The 13,939-nt window shown below is 65.9% G+C and carries 12 protein-coding genes and 4 tRNA genes; 14 read left to right on the top strand and 2 right to left on the bottom strand.

All coding sequences use genetic code 11. The features are described from left to right. Positions 1-71 precede the first annotated feature (71 nt). The 4 genes from Q9R17_RS11980 (at position 72) to ychF (ending at position 3,621) form a co-directional block, all read left to right on the top strand. Positions 72-1,031, top strand: a complete 960-nt coding sequence (locus Q9R17_RS11980; RefSeq protein ID WP_308158336.1) for a ribose-phosphate diphosphokinase — start codon at positions 72-74, stop codon at positions 1,029-1,031. Between the two features lie 110 nt (positions 1,032-1,141). After that, on the top strand, positions 1,142-1,753 hold the full coding sequence (locus Q9R17_RS11985) for a 50S ribosomal protein L25/general stress protein Ctc (protein ID WP_308154867.1): 612 nt from the start codon (positions 1,142-1,144) through the stop codon (positions 1,751-1,753). A 50-nt stretch (positions 1,754-1,803) separates the two neighbouring features. Further along, positions 1,804-2,382: an aminoacyl-tRNA hydrolase gene (pth, locus tag Q9R17_RS11990; RefSeq protein WP_308154868.1), complete on the top strand. Its 579-nt coding sequence runs from the start codon at positions 1,804-1,806 to the stop codon at positions 2,380-2,382. A 147-nt stretch (positions 2,383-2,529) separates the two neighbouring features. Continuing rightward, complete coding sequence (ychF, locus tag Q9R17_RS11995) at positions 2,530-3,621, top strand: redox-regulated ATPase YchF (protein WP_308154869.1); 1,092 nt, start codon at positions 2,530-2,532, stop codon at positions 3,619-3,621. Between the two features lie 199 nt (positions 3,622-3,820). Here ychF and Q9R17_RS12000 read toward each other — a convergent pair whose 3' ends face one another. Then, on the bottom strand, positions 3,821-4,858 hold the full coding sequence (locus Q9R17_RS12000; RefSeq protein ID WP_308154870.1) for an FAD-dependent oxidoreductase: 1,038 nt from the start codon (positions 4,856-4,858) through the stop codon (positions 3,821-3,823). Between the two features lie 461 nt (positions 4,859-5,319). Beyond that, complete coding sequence (locus Q9R17_RS12005) at positions 5,320-8,061, bottom strand: TonB-dependent receptor (RefSeq protein WP_308154871.1); 2,742 nt, start codon at positions 8,059-8,061, stop codon at positions 5,320-5,322. 170 nt (positions 8,062-8,231) lie between these two features. Between Q9R17_RS12005 and Q9R17_RS12010 the strand changes: the two genes are divergently transcribed. The 10 genes from Q9R17_RS12010 (at position 8,232) to rplK (ending at position 13,937) form a co-directional block, all read left to right on the top strand. Beyond that, positions 8,232-9,257 (top strand): cyanophycinase, encoded by a 1,026-nt coding sequence (locus Q9R17_RS12010; protein ID WP_308154872.1) that lies wholly within the window; start codon positions 8,232-8,234, stop codon positions 9,255-9,257. 91 nt (positions 9,258-9,348) lie between these two features. Next, a complete protein-coding gene (locus Q9R17_RS12015) occupies positions 9,349-10,362 on the top strand; it encodes an isoaspartyl peptidase/L-asparaginase (RefSeq protein ID WP_308154873.1) in 1,014 nt (337 codons plus the stop codon). Between the two features lie 137 nt (positions 10,363-10,499). Continuing rightward, positions 10,500-10,585 (top strand) — tRNA-Tyr (locus Q9R17_RS12020). Positions 10,586-10,611: 26 nt separating this feature from the next. Continuing rightward, positions 10,612-10,685, top strand: a tRNA-Gly gene (locus Q9R17_RS12025). Positions 10,686-10,733: 48 nt separating this feature from the next. Further along, positions 10,734-10,809 (top strand) — tRNA-Thr (locus Q9R17_RS12030). 39 nt (positions 10,810-10,848) lie between these two features. Then, positions 10,849-12,039, top strand: coding sequence for an elongation factor Tu (gene tuf, locus Q9R17_RS12035; protein WP_308154874.1), 1,191 nt, complete (start codon positions 10,849-10,851; stop codon positions 12,037-12,039). A 103-nt stretch (positions 12,040-12,142) separates the two neighbouring features. Continuing rightward, positions 12,143-12,218 (top strand) — tRNA-Trp (locus tag Q9R17_RS12040). Between the two features lie 52 nt (positions 12,219-12,270). Then, positions 12,271-12,681 (top strand): preprotein translocase subunit SecE, encoded by a 411-nt coding sequence (gene secE, locus Q9R17_RS12045; RefSeq protein WP_308154875.1) that lies wholly within the window; start codon positions 12,271-12,273, stop codon positions 12,679-12,681. A gap of 10 nt (positions 12,682-12,691) precedes the next feature. Then, positions 12,692-13,252: a transcription termination/antitermination protein NusG gene (gene nusG / locus Q9R17_RS12050; RefSeq protein WP_308154876.1), complete on the top strand. Its 561-nt coding sequence runs from the start codon at positions 12,692-12,694 to the stop codon at positions 13,250-13,252. A 256-nt stretch (positions 13,253-13,508) separates the two neighbouring features. Continuing rightward, the gene (gene rplK, locus Q9R17_RS12055) at positions 13,509-13,937 is read left to right on the top strand and encodes a 50S ribosomal protein L11 (RefSeq protein WP_004145248.1); all 429 of its coding nucleotides are present in this window, start codon (positions 13,509-13,511) and stop codon (positions 13,935-13,937) included. Positions 13,938-13,939 lie beyond the last annotated feature (2 nt).

Consider the following 13,939-nt stretch of genomic DNA (forward strand, 5'->3'; position numbering starts at 1 on the left):
CAGCAGCAGGGGCCTGATGGTCCCTGGCGCTACCGGATCCCCGCCACTCGTCCCCGCCCGAGACAATCATGATGCAAGAGTCCCCCAACCTGCTGGTCTTTTCCGGCAACGCCAACAAACGTCTGGCGCAGAACATCTGCAAGGAACTGGGGGTCCGCCCGGGCAAGGCACTGGTCTCGCACTTCTCCGATGGTGAAGTGCAGGTGGAAATCGAAGAGAACGTCCGCAAGCAGGACGTGTTCGTGATCCAGCCGACCTGTGCGCCGAGCGCGGAAAACCTGATGGAACTGCTGGTGCTGATCGACGCGCTCAAGCGCGCATCGGTGGCCAGCGTGACCGCCGTGGTGCCGTACTTCGGCTACTCGCGCCAGGACCGCCGCATGCGTTCCTCGCGCGTGCCGATCACCGCCAAGCTGGCGGCGAAGATGTTCAGCACCGCTGGCGCTGATCGCGTGCTGACCGTCGACCTGCACGCCGACCAGATCCAGGGCTTCTTCGATATTCCGGTCGACAACGTGTATGCCTCGCCGCTGCTGCTGGCCGACATCTGGCGCGCCTACGGCACCGAGAACCTGATCGTGGTGTCCCCGGACGTGGGCGGCGTGGTCCGCGCCCGTGCGGTGGCCAAGCGCCTGGATGACGCCGACCTGGCGATCATCGACAAGCGCCGCCCGCGCGCCAACGTGTCCACGGTGATGAACATCATCGGTGACGTCGAAGGCAAGACCTGCGTGATGGTCGATGACATCGTCGATACCGCCGGCACCCTGTGCGCCGCTGCCGCTGCCCTGAAGGCGCGCGGTGCGCTCAAGGTCGCCGCCTACTGCACCCATGCGGTGCTGTCGGGCCCGGCGGTGGACAACATCACCAACTCGCAGCTGGATGAGCTGGTGGTCACCGACACCATCCCGCTGAACGATGCGGCACGGGTGTGCAGCAAGATCCGCCAGCTCAGCGTGGCCGAGATGCTGGCCGAGACGATGCGCCGCATCGCCTTCGGCGAGTCGGTCAGCTCGCTGTACGTGGATTGATTTTTCGTCCCCGCCGGCAACGGAGGGGACATGCCCGGGGTGCTTCTGGTCGCGGAAGTGCCCTTCAACCGCCGAGCCGCAAGGCAAGGCAACAACCTGAGTAGTAGACAATGTCGAAGACCCATGAAATCAAGGTCACCAAGCGTGAACTGCAGCGTAAGGGTGCGAGCCGCCGCCTGCGTCACGCTGGTGTGATCCCGGCCATCGTGTACGGCGGCAACGCCGAGCCGGTCGCCATCAGCCTGGACCACAACGAAATCTGGCTGGCACAGCAGAACGAGTGGTTCTACGCCTCGATCCTGGACCTGAACCTGGACGGCCAGGTGCAGAAGGTGCTGCTGCGTGACATGCAGCGCCACCCGTACAAGCAGCTGATCATGCACCTGGACTTCCAGCGCGTGAACGAGAACGAAGCACTGACCGCTTCGGTCCCGCTGCACTTCATCAACGAAGACACCTCGCCGGCCGGCAAGGCTGCCGACGTCGTGGTCACCCACGAACTGAAGGAAGTGACCATCACCTGCCTGCCGAAGGACCTGCCGGAGTCGATCGAAGTCGACCTGGGCGCGCTGAAGGCCGGTGACGTGGTGTACCTGTCCAACATCAAGCTGCCGAAGGGCGTGGAAATCCCGGCCCTGGCACTGGGCAAGGACCACGACGACGCCATCGTCACCGCCAAGGCCGGCAAGGCCGACGCGGAAGACGCCGCGGCTGCCGAGTAATACCCCACGGCGCCTGTCCCTCGGGGCAGGCGCCGTACCTGGATGAAGCGATGGCAGGATTGCGACTGATCGTCGGTCTGGGCAACCCCGGATCGGAGCACGCCCGGACCCGGCACAATGCCGGGTTTCATTTCGTTGAGGCCCTGGCTGAAAAAGCCGGCGCGCGCTGGAGCGTGGACAGCAAGCTGTTCGGCGAGACCGCCAAGGTCGACATCGCAGGCCAGCCGGTGTGGCTGCTCAAGCCCGCCACGTTCATGAACCTCAGCGGCAAGTCGGTCACCGCCGCCCAGCGGTTCTGGAAGATCGAGCCGGAAGAAACCCTGCTGGCGCATGACGAACTGGACCTGGCGCCCGGCGTGGCGCGGTTGAAGTTCGATGGCGGCCACGGTGGCCAGAACGGCCTGCGCGATACCATCCGCCTGCTCGGCCACGGCAAGTTCCACCGCCTGCGCGTGGGCATCGGCCACCCCGGCCACAAGGACCGCGTGGTGGGCTGGGTGCTCGGGCGCCCGTCCAAGGATGACGACCTGCTGATCGCCCGCGCCATCGACGATGCGATCGACGTGCTGCCGCTGGCGGTGCAGGGCGACTACAACGAAGCGATGAAGCGGCTGCATACCCCGAAATAACCCGCCTTGGGCAGGTGCCAACCTTCCCGATTCCGGTGGGTGCCAACCTTGGTTGGCACAGCTGTTGATCGACCACCCCGAGACGGATTGGCCAAGCACCGCGCGCGCTGCTTTGCCAATCACTTTCACCCCAGAGAGCTGTCACCCATGGGTATCAAATGCGGCATCGTCGGCCTGCCCAACGTCGGCAAGTCGACCCTGTTCAACGCGCTGACCAAGGCGGGTATCGCCGCGGCGAACTTCCCGTTCTGCACCATCGAGCCGAACGTCGGCATCGTGCCGGTGCCGGACCCGCGCCTGGGCGAACTGGCCGGCATCATCAATCCGCAGAAGGTCATTCCGACCGCCGTGGAATTCGTCGACATCGCCGGCCTGGTGGCCGGTGCGGCCAGCGGTGAAGGCCTGGGCAACAAGTTCCTGGCCCACATCCGCGAAGTCGATGCGATCACCCACGTGGTGCGCTGCTTCGAAAACGCCGACGTCATCCACGTCAACAACAAGGTCGACCCGATCTCGGACATCGAGACCATCGACACCGAACTGGCCCTGGCCGACCTGGACAGCGTCGAGAAGGCCCTCAACCGTGCCGAGCGCGCCGCCAAGGGCGGTGACAAGGACGCGGCAGCCCGCAAGCCGGTGCTGGCCAAGCTGCAGGCGGCGCTGTCCGACGGCAAGCCGGGCCGCGCCGCGGGCCTGGACGAGGAAGAGAAGGCACTGGTCCGCGACCTGTTCCTGCTCACCCTCAAGCCGGTGATGTACATCGCCAACGTGCTGGAAGACGGCTTCGAGAACAACCCGCACCTGGACGCCGTGCGTGCCCGTGCAGCCGCCGAAGGCGCGCAGGTGGTGCCGGTGTCGGCCGCGATCGAGGAAGAGCTGTCCCAGCTCGACGACGCGGACCGCGACACCTTCCTGGCCGACCTGGGCCTGACCGAGCCGGGCCTGAACCGCGTCATCAACGCGGCCTACAACCTGCTGGGGCTGCAGACCTACTTCACCGCCGGCGTGAAGGAAGTCCGTGCCTGGACCGTGCGCAAGGGCGCCACCGCCCCGCAGGCCGCCGCGGTCATCCACACCGACTTCGAGAAGGGCTTCATCCGCGCTGAAACCATCGCGTATGACGACTTCATCAAGTACAAGGGCGAAGCGGGCGCGAAGGAAGCCGGCCGCCTGCGCCTGGAAGGCAAGGAATACCGCGTGCAGGAAGGCGACGTGCTGCACTTCCGCTTCAACGTCTGATCCTGCCACCGTCGGATCAACCCCGGACGCCCCGCCCTGTGCGGGGCGTTCGCGTGTGTGGCGTCGCCCGATGCGGCTGGACAAAAAATGGCCATGCCCTGAAACGATTGCCGCGTATGGCTCGTGGTCGCTTATCCACACCAAACCCCCATCGCTTTCCACGCGCGGTGTGGAAAACCACAGGGCGCCGTGCGTGGCCTCAGCGGCGCAGAAGCGCGTCCGCGGTCTTCTGGCCCAACTGCGGGGCGAGGATGATGCCGGGATGGGCCACCGCCACGTACAGCCCCTCCCAACCTGGCACGAAGCCGCAGGCAGGTTCGCCGTCCATTGTCATCGGGCGATCGAAGAGGCCGGCCGAGCGCGGCCGCACCTGGATGTCATCCGTAAACAGGGCCTGGAGGGCGTCACGGGTCGAGCGGGTGAGGGCCGCCAGGCCCGCCTCGCGGTTGTCAGGCGCATCGGCGGCAACCCGCAGTCCCCCCTGCAGTGCGGGTCGCACTTCCAGGTCCGCCGCGCACAGCAGATGCCGCAACACGGCCCCGGGAGCATCAACGTCCATCAGCACGGCCGGTGCCTGCCGCAGTGGCAGGGCGATGCCCAGCGGCGTGCACAGCGTACCGGCCTGCATTGCCGAGGCCAGCACCACACCGTCGGCAGCGATGACCCCGCAGGCGGTGCGCACGCCGGTGATCCGGGCATCGTGCGTCACCAGGGACAGGACCTGCCGCTGGCAGTGCACCTGCGCGCCGTGCTGCATCGCATCCTTCAGCAGCTGCTGGACCAGCAGAACAGGTTCCACCGCGAAATCACGCGGGGCCCAGATGGCGGTAGACGGGGCATGCAGGCCGGGTTGCACCGTCTCCACCGCCGCCCGGTGCAGAAGTTTCACCGCCTGTCCTGCCGCATGCAGTTCTTCATGCCAGCGCAGCGTGTCGTGCTCCTCGGCGGCCCACAGCAGGGCACCGCGGGCAGCGACCGGCAGCGCGCCCAGCCGGGCCTGCAGCTGATCGAATGCAGGCAGGGCTTCCACCACCTGCTGGAAACGCCTGGGATCTCCGGATGGCAGCATGCTGCTGCTGCCGACCCAGCCATAGGAGCCCGCGGTGATGCCGCCGGCGACTTCCGCACCGCGCTCCAGCACCGTCACGCGGGCGCCGGCCCGCGCCAGATGCCAGGCGATCGACGCACCGAGCATGCCGGCGCCGACAACGATCAGGTGGGGAGGGTGGCGGAGCATGGTGCACGTACGCATGAGAGACGGCCAGAGTGCCTTGTGGATGCCCGGCTGTCATCCGAGCAGCAGCCTGGACAAAAAATCACCACGTTCTGAAATGCTTGTGGCGCATTGCTTTCACCCACTTGTCCACATCAAGTCCGCATGACTTTCCACGCGGCATGTGGAAAACCGCCGAGGCGGTTCTGCTGCGGCCGGCAGGAACATCGTCCGGCGGGCCGCGTTCGGGCCTGGACAAAAATTCACCGCGTCTGGAAATGCCCGTGGCACAAGCCTCATCCCCACTTGTCCACACCAAGTTCCCATCGCTTTCCACGTGCCGTGTGGAAAACCGCAGGCGCCCTCGGCAGGCCAGAGCGCGCCCCGGGGGAGTCGCCAACCTCGGTTGGCGCACATGACCGCCAGAACGAACAAGGCCCGCCAATGGCGGGCCTTGTCGTCCACGTCCTGCGATGCTGCGCGCCTTACAGTGCACTGCCGCCGAACTTGTGGGTGTACTGCAGGTTGATCTGGCGGCCGACGCTGTCGAACCAGGACACGTCGTAGTACGGGTAAGCCGTGTACGTGGCATCCTTCGGCGGCATCTTGTTGAACACGTTGACCACCGACAGGCTGATCCGCGAGTGGTCGTCGAAGCGGTACTGCAGCGAGGCGTTGTAGCGCCAGGTCGCACCGATCCACGGGCTGTCGCCGCTCTCCGGGTCGAACACCTTGTCGTAGCTGTCCGAGGTCGGCAGCTTGCCCAGGCGCGAGGCGAACACCGTGGCCGACCAGGCCTGGCGCTCCCAGGTCACGCTCAGGCTGGACTTGGTGCGCGGGATGTCGAAGCCGCTGTTGATCGCGAACTCGTCCTCGGTCACATCACCGGCGAAGCGCTGGAAATCGTGCTTCTTCACCCAGGTGTGGTTGCCGCTCAGGGTGAACTCGCCGATGCCGGTCTGCAGGCGGTAGCGCAGGCCCACGTCGACGCCGGCGGTGGTTTCGCGGGCGATGTTCACCGGGTTCACGTGCACGCCGTACAGGCGCCCATCGCTGGTGCGGGTCACCCGTGCCAGCGCATCCACGCAGGTGGGCGAGGTGATGCTGGCCTGGCCCAGGCGGCAGTCGGCTTCGCTGGCCAGGATCGTGCGCACATCCATGTCCTGCACCTGGTTGCGCATGTCGATGTTGAACCAGTCGGCACTCAGGTCCAGGCCGAAACCGGGCGACCAGACGAAGCCGGCGCTCCAGGACGTGCTGGTTTCCGGGCCCAGTTCGCGGTTGCCGTTGCGGCTGCGGATCAGGTTGCGGTCGTAGTCGGAGCAGTCGCTGGCTTCTTCCAGGCGGCAGGTGTACAGATCCTGCGCGCTGGTCTCGTCGTTGCCGGGGCCGGCGTAGACATAGTGCAGGTCCGGCGCGCGGAAGGCGGTGCCGTACGAGCCGCGTACCAGCAGGCTGTCGATCGGGCGCCATTCCAGGCCGCCGCTCCAGGTGGACTTGCCGACGCGGTGGCCGGAGTAGCGGTACTGGTCATAGCGGCCGGCCAGGCTGACGTTGACCGTGTCCACCACCGGCAGGCGCAGCTCGGCCGCGGTTGCCCAGCGGTTGCGCGAGCCCTGGCCGTCCGAATCCTTCCAGCTGTAGTAGTAGTACTGGGTGGCCAGCGGATCGGGATGCAGCGCGTAGGCCTGCTGGCCGACTTCCACGGTGGCGGCCAGGCCGGCATCGCCGCCCGGCAGCGCGAACAGGCTGCTGTTGGTCAGCGTCAGCGCGGCCGTCTCGGTGCGCGACTTGGGCGTGTAGACCGTGCGCGCGGCGATCGAATCGTACTCGGCACGGGTCAGCGGCCGGTACAGGCGGGCCGGGTCGGCGTTGTAGATCGGGAAGCCATCATCCTCGTCCACGCCCAGCTGCGGGCCCAGGAACAGGTCGTTGGCCTTGGCGGCGATGATCTGCGGCCAGCTGATGCGCGACTGGTACTGCGAATGGCTCAGCGAGGCCTCGTAATCCCAGTTCTCGCCCAGCTTGCCCTTGAAGCCGGTGGTCACGCTGAAGGTCTTCTGCGTGCTGCGGATCATGCCGTTGTTCAGTCCGCCCATTTCCTCGGGCGAGAACTGGCGCTGCCAGAATTCGATGTCACCGGTGGCCTGGTTGTGGAAGTAGCCTTCCTCATTGCCGTCGGCGGCCATGCGGCCCCAGGAGGTCACGTCGCGGAACTGCGACAGCGTGTGGTAGCCCAGCTGCACGTCGGCGAACCACTGGCTGCCGTTGTCGAAGTCATAGCTCAGCGAGGCATAGCCGTTGGCGCCGCGGCGCTTGTTCAGGATCGTGCCGTAGCCGATCGACGCATCGCTGCCGCAGTACCAGCCGTACCGCGGGCGGAAGGCGTGGTAGGTGCTGCCGTTGTTCTGCCCGGCCAGGGCGGCGCAGGTGTCCGCGCCCGGGTCCAGGTAGTCGTCGTTGTAGTCGGTGCGCAGGTAGGCCCGGCGCGCGATGCGCGAGTTGGCGGTCGGCGCGTCCTGGGCCGAATCCTGGATGTCGCGCTCGTAGGCCCACAACGGCGTCTGCGACTGCAGCTCCAGGCTGTAGACCGCATTGAAGCGGCCCTGGCTGAAGCCGCTGGCGATGCTCATGTTGAACGACTCGCCACCGCCTTCGGTGGTGGTGCCCATGCGCACGTCGACGGTGGTGCCATCGACCTGCTTCTTCAGGATGAAGTTGACCACGCCGGCGATTGCGTCCGAGCCGTAGATCGCCGAGGCGCTGCCGGTCAGCACTTCAATGCGCTCGATCAGGGCCAGCGGGATGTTGGAGACATCGGTGAAGTTGCTGCGGCCCTTGAAGGGCATCGGGAAATCGGCGATGCGGCGGCCATTGACCAGCACCAGCGTGTGGTTCGGGCCCAGGCCGCGCAGGTCCACCTGCTGGGCGCCGGGCGAGAAGTCCGCCCCGCTGGCGGACTGCTGGCTCTGCGTTTCGCCACCGTTCTGGGTCATCGCGCGCAGCACGTCAGGGACGGTGGTGAAGCCGTTGGCCCGGATCTGCTCGGCGTTGATCACCGTGATCGGCGCCGGGCCTTCCACCTGGGCGCGCGGAATGCGCGAACCGGTCACCTGGACCGCGTCCAGCTGTTGCACCGAAGAGGAGCCGGGGGCCTGGGCCGCCGCCGAAGCAGCAATGCCCATCAACGCCAGCTGGATCGACCACGCCATCGCCTGTCTACGCATGAGGAATTCTCGGGAATGAAGCCGGCCCGCAGAGGAGGGGCCCTGTCCCCCATTCACATTTCCGGAATGGGCGCGCGCATTTAACGCCTTTTTTATGCTCTTGACTACAGGTGCGTCATCTGGCAAAGAGTGAAAACGATTGCAAGTCGATTTTGTTCAGGGAGATCAAGATGACCCCCTTCATCAGCCGACTCCGGCAGCGCCTGGTACTGGCGGCGCTGGTGGCCCTGCTGGCGCCTCTGGCCCATGCCCAGGAACCGCGCGACCTGCAGTCGCCCGGCTTCGATTATTACGAGATCGGTGACCTCGATGCACCCCGGCCGGGGCCGCGGGCGCCGGCGATGATGCTGATGGGCGGGGGGGAGTGGGTGCCCGAGGCGTTCCAGTGGTGGCTGCGCCAGGCCGGCAATGGCCGGGTGGTCATCCTGCGCGCCTCCGGGGGCGATGATCTGCAGGAGCGGCTCTACGAGGACATCGGCGGCACCACGGCCGTGCAGACCCTGGTCTTCGACAGCCGCCGCGCGGCCAATGACCCGGCGGTCCTGCGCGTGGTGGCCGCCGCCGATGCCATTTTCATCGCCGGTGGCGACCAGTCGCGCTACATCCGCTTCTGGAAGGGCACCGCGCTCAACCGGGCGCTCAATGCCCATGTCGGCGCCGGCAAGCCTATCGCGGGCACCAGCGCCGGCCTGGCCATCCTGGGGGGCTATGCCTATGGTGCGCTCGACGGTGGCAGCGTCACGTCCGCCGGCGCCATGGCCGATCCGATGGGCAGTGCGGTGACCATGGACAGCGGGTTCCTGCAGATGCCGTACCTGCAGCGGGTGGTGACCGACACCCATTTCGACCGGCGCGATCGCCTGGGGCGATTGATCGTGTTCGTGGCGCGGGCCGCCCAGGACAGTGGCGACCCGGAGATGGTCGGCATCGGGGTCGATGAGGATACGGCGCTGTGCGTGGAGCCCGACGGCCAGGCGCGGGTGCGCAGCCTGGACGGCGAGGGCAAGGTCTGGGTGGTGCGCCCGGGCCGCGATGCCGACCAGCTGGTAGCGGGCGAGCCGCTGCGTTTCGACGCCGTACCGGTGACCGTGGTAGCCAGTGGCGGCCACCTGAACCTGCAGGATTTCCACGCCGACACGGATTACGAGGCCACCGCGAACGTGGTCGACGGTGACATCGAGGTCACCCGCCTGTAGCGCGCCGTGCCCGGACCGGCTTGACTCGCCCTGCCGCGCCTTTCCCTGGGAGGGCCTGGCCTTTCCCTGCTGACTTCCGCTGGAGAACCCGATGAACCTGCCTTTGGCGCTCGCTGCGCTGTTGTCCCTGCCGCTGCTCGCCCAGGCCGCGCCGGCCACGCCGTTGCTGGTCATTCATGGGGGTGCGGGGGTGGAGCGTCCGGACCTGTCGCCGGCCGAGGAGCAGGCGGCACGCCAGGCGCTGCGTACGGCGCTGCTGAAGGGGCATGCGGAACTGGCGGCCGGGCGCCCGGCGTTGGCCGCGGTCACCGCAGCGATCACCGTGCTGGAGGACGATCCGACCTTCAACGCGGGCCGGGGTGCGGTGTTCACTCACGAGGGCCGCAATGAACTGGACGCCGCGCTGATGGACGGGGCGACCCAGGCGGCCGGTGCAGTGGCGGGCGTGCAGCGCGTGCGCAACCCGATCCAGCTGGCGCAGGCGGTGATGCAGAAATCCAGGCACGTGATGATGGTCGGGCAGGGCGCTGAAGCCTTCGCGGTGGAGCAGGGTATCGCGCTGGTCGATCCCTCGTACTTCCGCACCGACAAGCGCTGGCAGCAGCTGCAGCGCGCATTGAAGGAGGAGGCCGCCGGCCAGGCACATGCCGATCTGGAAACCGCCCGGCATTTCGGTACCGTCGGCGCGGTGGCGCTGGACGCGCAGGGGCACCTGGCAGCGGGTACCTCCACCGGCGGCATGACCAACAAGCGCTATGGCCGCGTGGGGGACTCGCCGATCATCGGCGCCGGTACCTGGGCCGATGCGCGCTGCGCGGTCTCCGGTACGGGGTGGGGCGAGTACTACATCCGCAGCGCGGCCGCGCACGAGATCTGCGCGCGCATGCGCTATGCCGGGCAGACACCGGAACAGGCCGGGCGTGGCGTCATCAACGAGGACATCCCGCGCATGGGCGGCGATGGCGGAGCGATCGTGCTGTCGGCGGACGGGAAAATGGCCGCGCCGTTCAACACGCAGGGCATGTATCGGGGCTGGATCGGCGCCGACGGCATCCCCCATGTCGCAATTTTCGCCAGCGAGACCTTGGCGGTGCCAGGGCAATAACCTTGCGTATCAAGGGGTTTGCGAAAACGCGTGAAAAAAGTGAAAAAAAGCGTTGACAGACCCCCCGCCCATCAGCAGAATTGCGGGCTCACCACCACACACCGCAACGCTTCGGCGGCAACGGGATGGGGTGGTAAGGAGGGATACCCAAGCGGCCAACGGGGGCAGACTGTAAATCTGCTGGCTTACGCCTTCGGTGGTTCGAATCCACCTCCCTCCACCAGTTTCACGTTGTGGCACATTCCCGGTGCGGGAGTAGTTCAATGGTAGAACCTCAGCCTTCCAAGCTGATGGTGCGGGTTCGATTCCCGTCTCCCGCTCCATTGAATGAACTTTGAATATTATCGAGTTCATGTCATAATGCACAACTCGCTCACGTAGCTCAGTCGGTAGAGCACTTCCTTGGTAAGGAAGAGGTCGAAGGTTCGATTCCTTTCGTGAGCACCATCTTCAGCACCACACCAGACGAATTCGAGATAAGCAGCCATGGCCAAGGGTAAGTTCGAGCGCACCAAGCCGCACGTCAACGTCGGCACCATCGGTCACGTCGACCACGGCAAGACCACGCTGACCGCTGCACTGACCAAGATCGGCGCCGAGCGCTTCGGTGGTGAGTTCAAGGACTACTCCGCGATCGACGCCGCGCCGGAAGAAAAGGCCCGCGGCATCACGATCTCGACCGCGCACGTCGAATACGAATCCCCGACCCGTCACTACGCCCACGTTGACTGCCCGGGCCACGCTGACTACGTCAAGAACATGATCACCGGTGCCGCCCAGATGGACGGCGCGATCCTGGTGTGCTCGGCCGCTGACGGCCCGATGCCGCAGACCCGCGAGCACATCCTGCTGTCGCGTCAGGTCGGCGTGCCGTACATCGTGGTGTTCCTGAACAAGGCCGACATGGTCGACGACGCCGAGCTGCTCGAGCTGGTCGAAATGGAAGTCCGCGAACTGCTGAGCAAGTACGAGTTCCCGGGCGACGACACCCCGATCATCGCCGGTTCGGCCCGTCTGGCGCTGGAAGGCGACCAGAGCGACATCGGCGTGCCGGCCGTCATCAAGCTGGTCGACGCCCTGGACACCTGGATCCCGACCCCGGAACGTGACGTCGACAAGGCGTTCCTGATGCCGGTGGAAGACGTGTTCTCGATCTCGGGCCGCGGCACCGTGGTGACCGGTCGTATCGAGCGCGGCGTGATCAAGGTCGGCGAAGAAATCGAAATCGTCGGCATCCGTCCGGTGCAGAAGACCACCGTGACCGGCGTTGAAATGTTCCGCAAGCTGCTGGACCAGGGTCAGGCAGGCGACAACGCTGGCCTGCTGCTGCGCGGCACCAAGCGTGACGACGTCGAGCGTGGCCAGGTGCTGGCCAAGCCGGGTTCGATCAAGCCGCACACCGAGTTCGAAGGCGAAGTGTACGTGCTGTCGAAGGACGAAGGCGGCCGCCACACCCCGTTCTTCAAGGGCTACCGTCCGCAGTTCTACTTCCGTACCACCGACATCACCGGTGCGGTGCAGCTGCCGGAAGGCGTCGAGATGGTGATGCCGGGCGACAACGTGAAGATGGTTGTCACCCTGATCAACCCGGTCGCGATGGACGAAGGCCTGCGCTTCGCCATCCGCGAAGGCGGCCGCACCGTCGGCGCCGGCGTGGTCTCGAAGATCATCAAGTAAGCCTGCAGGGCCGGCGGTGGCATAACGCTGCCGGTCACGCGATTGGCGGGCCGGGAACCTCGGTCCGCCTTCGCCGTCTAAGGGAAGGCAACGTTTCTGATGTACGCCAGTAGCTCAATTGGCAGAGCAGCGGTCTCCAAAACCGCAGGTTGGGGGTTCGAGTCCCTCCTGGCGTGCCACCTGCCCACCTTTTTCCAAGTGGCCCCGCGCCGCTGAAGCAGACCGAGCCGGATGAACAGCAAGATCGAACATTCCAAGGACACCTCCGCCAGCGGCGGGGACATCGTCAAGTACGTCGTGGCATCGCTGCTGGTGCTGGCGGGTCTGTTCGTCTGGTTCTGGTTCGGTGATGGCGCACGCGCCAATGCCCTGGGCAGCTGGTCCGGGCAGATCCGCGCCCTGGCCGTGATTGCCGGCCTGGCGGGCGGTATCGGCGTGTTCATGCTGACCGGCAAGGGGCATGACACCCGCGAATTCCTCTCCGAATCGCGTTTCGAACTGCGCAAGGTGGTCTGGCCGACGCGCCAGGAAGCTACCCGCATGACCTGGGTCGTGATCGTCGTGGTCACCATCCTCAGCCTGCTGCTGGGTGGTTTCGACTTCGTCATCCAGAAGCTGACCCAGTGGTTCCTGAGCCGCTAAGGAGACTCCCATGAAGCGTTGGTATGTAGTTCACGCCTATTCGGGCTTCGAGAAGTCGGTGGCCCAGGCCCTGCGCGACCGCATCGTGCGTGACGGCATGGAAGAGCGCTTCGGCGACGTGCTGGTCCCGACTGAAGAAGTGATCGAAATGCGCGCCGGCCAGAAGCGCCGTTCCGAGCGCAAGTTCTTCCCGGGGTACGTGCTGGTCCAGATCGAGACCCACGAAGAAGCCGGTATTCCGCGCATCGACAACGAAAGCTGGCACCTGGTCAAGGAAACCCCGCGCGTGATGGGCTTCATCGGCGGCACCGCCGATCGTCCGCTGCCGATCGCCGATTCCGAGGCTGAGGCCATCCTGAATCGTGTTCAGGAAGGTGTCGAGAAGCCGCGTCCGAAGGTGCTGTTCGAGCCGGGCCAGATGGTCCGTGTCACCGATGGCCCGTTCAACGATTTCAACGGCGTGGTCGAAGAAGTCAATTACGAAAAGAGCCGCCTGCGCGTCTCGGTGCTGATCTTCGGTCGCGCCACCCCGGTCGAGCTGGAATTCGGCCAGGTCGAAAAGCAGGTCTGAGTACATCCAGGCGCCGGGTCCGCCCGGTGTCAGGCAGGAAGCCGGGCAATGCCCGGCTTCTTCCGTTCACGCGCCACTTCAGGCATGTGAAGAAAAAAGCTGATATAGTGCGCGGCTCCCCGCTGGGAAGTCAGCGGAGCCAGGCCGCCGGAAGGTGGCCTTCGGCATGATTTCAAAACGCGATGCCGGGACGCGTGATTCCCGGTCCGATGGGGAGCCTGTTGTCGAAAGGCGCTAGCACCCGGAGAGCACTCAAATGGCAAAGAAAGTTGTCGGTTACATCAAGCTGCAGGTGAAGGCCGGTCAGGCCAACCCCTCGCCGCCGGTCGGTCCTGCGCTGGGTCAGCGCGGTCTGAACATCATGGAATTCTGCAAGGCCTTCAATGCCGCCACGCAGAAGCTCGAGCCGGGTCTGCCGGTTCCGGTGATCATCACGGCCTACTCGGACCGTACGTTCACCTTCATCACCAAGAGCACCCCGGCCACCACCCTGCTGAAGAAGGCCGCTGGCATCTCGTCGGGCTCCAAGCGCCCGAACACCGAGAAGGTCGGCAAGGTCACCCGTAAGCAGCTGGAAGAGATCGCCAAGGCGAAGGAACCGGATCTGACTGCCGCCGACCTGGACGCCGCCGTGCGTACCATCGCTGGCTCTGCCCGTTCCATGGGCCTCGTGGTGGAGGGTTAATA

The organism is Stenotrophomonas sp. 24(2023), assembly GCF_030913365.1.
Classification (GTDB): Bacteria; Pseudomonadota; Gammaproteobacteria; order Xanthomonadales; family Xanthomonadaceae; genus Stenotrophomonas.